5 protein-coding genes are annotated in these 3,034 nt (G+C 73.4%); 2 read left to right on the plus strand and 3 right to left on the minus strand.

Features of this window, described 5'->3' with window-relative positions:
* The coding region (locus tag B7767_RS09495; protein ID WP_143652306.1) for a DoxX family protein at nt 1–339 on the plus strand (339 nt) is incomplete at its 5' end.
* 18 nt (nt 340–357) lie between these two features.
* On the opposite strand, the gene B7767_RS09500 is transcribed toward B7767_RS09495, so the two are convergent.
* A complete protein-coding gene (locus B7767_RS09500; protein ID WP_085571801.1) occupies nt 358–729 on the minus strand; it encodes a helix-turn-helix domain-containing protein in 372 nt (123 codons plus the stop codon).
* A gap of 130 nt (nt 730–859) precedes the next feature.
* Here B7767_RS09500 and B7767_RS09505 point away from each other — a divergent pair, with 130 nt between their 5' ends.
* Nucleotides 860–1,510, plus strand: a complete 651-nt coding sequence (locus B7767_RS09505) for an FMN-dependent NADH-azoreductase (protein WP_085571802.1) — start codon at nt 860–862, stop codon at nt 1,508–1,510.
* A gap of 24 nt (nt 1,511–1,534) precedes the next feature.
* Here the strand turns inward: B7767_RS09505 and B7767_RS09510 are convergent, their stop codons facing one another.
* Both B7767_RS09510 and B7767_RS09515 read right to left on the minus strand, forming a co-directional pair.
* Nucleotides 1,535–2,194: a response regulator transcription factor gene (locus B7767_RS09510; protein ID WP_085571803.1), complete on the minus strand. Its 660-nt coding sequence runs from the start codon at nt 2,192–2,194 to the stop codon at nt 1,535–1,537.
* Nucleotides 2,182–3,034 (minus strand): sensor histidine kinase (locus tag B7767_RS09515; protein ID WP_085571804.1); only part of this gene is annotated, 853 nt, incomplete at its 5' end. The genes B7767_RS09515 and B7767_RS09510, both read right to left, overlap by 13 nt.

Here is a 3,034-nt window from a genome sequence, read left to right on the forward strand (position 1 = left end):
GTGCTGCTCGCGCTCGGTCTGGCCACCCCGGCGGCGGGCGCCGCGGCGGCCGGCGCGATGGCGGGCGCGTCCGCCGTGCACGCGCCCAACGGCTTCTTCAACCAGGAGGGCGGCTTCGAGTACGCCGCGTCCCTGGGCCTGACGGCCGCCGGCCTCGCCGTCACGGGTCCCGGCCGGCTCTCCCTGGACCACGCCCTCGGCCACGCGGTCAACCGGAACTGGATGATCCCGGCGGCCTTCGCGGTGACCGCGGCGGTCACGACGATGACGGTGGGGGCGCGCGTCCGGCGGCTGCGGAAGGCCAAGGAGGGCGAGCAGGAGACGCTGTTCGAGGAGTAGTCCGAAGGGCCGGCGGCCTCAGCAGCCCGTCGGCTCCGTACAGGGCCCGCCCTCGGGCAGATGCGTCTCGGCCCACTTGCCGAGTTCCTTGAGCGCGGGCCCCAGCGCCGCGCCCGACTCCGTCAGCCGGTAGGTGACCCGCAGCGGCGGTCCCTCGTCGACCTCGCGGACCAGGAGTCCCGCGGCGCCCAGTTCCGTCAGCCGGTCGGAGAGCATGCGCTCACTGATGCCGGGGACGGCCCGGCGCAGATCGGCGAAGTACGCCGGCTGCTCCACCAGCACGGCCACGATCGGGCCGGTCCAGCGCTTTCCGAGCAGTTGGAAGACGCGGGTGATGCCGCCGTCCACCTTCTTGCACGCCTCTGTCCCATGCGCCTGCTCGACCGCCATGCGCCCAGGGTACTACGCCTCCGCAAGGGGGTGAAAAAAAGTAAGTACCTGTGTTATTCATAGTCGAGTACGAAACTTCAGCGGCGGCGTCGTGACGCTCCCGCCCCTGCACCCATGGGAGAAACCCCTGATGGCCACCCTTCTGCACATCGACTCCTCCGTCTTCCCGGCGTCCGCCTCCTCGTCCCGCGCCGTGGCGGAGACCTTCCGCAAGGCCTGGGAGGAGCAGCACCCCGAGGGCACGGTGATCTACCGCGACCTCGCCGCGAACCCCGTTCCGCACCTCACCGCCGACGCCCACACGGCGGGCTTCGCGGACCCCGCCGCGCACACCCCCGGGCAGGCCGCCGCCTTCGCCGGGCGCCTGGAGCTGATCGAGGAGTTCGAGCGGGCGGACGCGCTGCTGATCGGCGCCCCGATGTACAACTTCACGATCCCCTCCACGCTCAAGGCGTGGCTGGACAACGTGGCCCTGATGGGCCGCACCGCGGGCGAGAGCCCCTCCGCCAAGGGCACCCCGGTCACCGTGATCGCCAGTCGCGGCGGTTCCTACGCGCCGGGCACCCCGCGCGAGGGCTACGAGTACGTCCAGAACTACCTGCGGGCGGTGCTGGTCGACTTCCTCGGCCTCGACCTCGACTTCATCGTCCCGGAGCTGACCATGGCCGCGCAGAACCCGGCGATGGCCGAGCTGGTCCCGCTCTTCGAGAGCTCCCGCGAGCGCGCCCACCACGACGCGGCCATCAGGGCCAAGTCCCTCGCCGAGCGGCTGGCTGCGTAACCCGCCGGCGTCCGGCCCGCCGGGTCAGGCCCGGCGCCGGGCGTCCTCCAGATAGTGCAGCACGGCCGCGACCCGGCGGTCCGCGCGGTCGGTCGGCGCCAGATCGAGCTTGGCGAAGATGTTGCGGATGTGTTTGTGGACGGCGCCGTCGGTGACGACGAGCCGTTCGGCGATGGCCGTGTTGCCCAGCCCCTCGGCCATCAGCGCCAGCACGTCCCGTTCCCGCGGGCTGAGCCGCCGCAGCCGGGCGTCCGGACGGCTGCGGGTGAGCAGTTGGGCGACGACCTCGGGATCGATGGCGGTGCCGCCGTCCGCCACCCGGTGCAGCGCGTCGAGGAACTCCTCGACCCGGCCGACCCGTTCCTTGAGCAGATAGCCGAGCCGGGCGCTGCCCTGGGCGAGCAGGTCGGTGGCGAAGGCCTGCTCGACGTAGGCGGACAGGACGAGGACGGCGAGTCCGGGCCGGCGCCGCCGGGCCTCCACGGCCGCGGTGATCCCCTCGTCGGTGTGGGTGGGCGGCATCCGGACGTCGACGATGGCGACGTCCGGCTTCTCCTCGTCCACGGCGGCCAGGAAGGCGTCGGGGTCCTCGGCCGTGGCCACCACGTCCAGGGACTCGGCGCGCAGCAGCAGGGCCATCCCCTCGCGCAGCAGGGCGTCGTCCTCGGCGATCACGATCCGCATGGCAGGTTCACCTTCAGGGTGGTGGGGCCGCCGGGAGGGCTGGCCAGTTCCAGTGTTCCGTCGTGCGCCTCGGTGCGTCGGCGGATGCCGGTGAGCCCGGACCCGTTCCGCTCGTCCGCTCCGCCGTGGCCGTCGTCGTGGATCTCCACGTGCAGCCGGTCCTCCAGGCGGCGCACGACGACACGGGCGTCGCGGGCGCCGCTGTGCTTGGCGATGTTGCTGAGGGCCTCGGCGACCACGAAGTACGCCGTCGCCTCCACGGACGCCGCGCACCGGCCGGGTACGTCGGCGTCGACGCGGCAGGGCACCGGGCAGTCGGCCGCCAGGGCGGTGAGGGCGTCGGGCAGACTGCGGTCGGCCAGGACCGGCGGGAGGATGGAGCGGACGACCGCCCGCAGTTCGGCCAGCGCCTGTTCGGCGGCCTCCTGGGCACGTTCGAGCACGGCGTCGGCCTCGGAGGGGTTGCGGGTCAGGGCGCGGCGGGCCGCGCCGAGCAGCACGGTGACCGCGACGATCCGGTTCTGCGTGCCGTCGTGCAGCGCCCGCTCGACGCGGCGCAGTTCGGTGGCGTGGGCGTCGAGTGCGGCGGCCCGGGTGGCGGTGAGTTCGGCGACCCGCAGGACGAGGTCGGTCCCGGGGGCCGGGCCGAGCAGCCGCCGTCCGGGCCAGGCCTGGAGCCGGGCGAGCGCGGGAGCGCAGAGCACGATGAGGGCGACGAACAGCACGCCGATCAGGGTGACGGACAGGGCGCCGGGCCAGTCCCGTACGGTCCACCAGCCCAGGGCCGCGGTGGACTCGCTCTCCGGCAGGAGGCGCCAGTACAGCGGGAAGGTGATGTCG

The sequence above is a fragment of the Streptomyces sp. 13-12-16 genome (assembly GCF_002114215.1).
Taxonomy (GTDB): Bacteria; Actinomycetota; Actinomycetes; order Streptomycetales; family Streptomycetaceae; genus Streptomyces.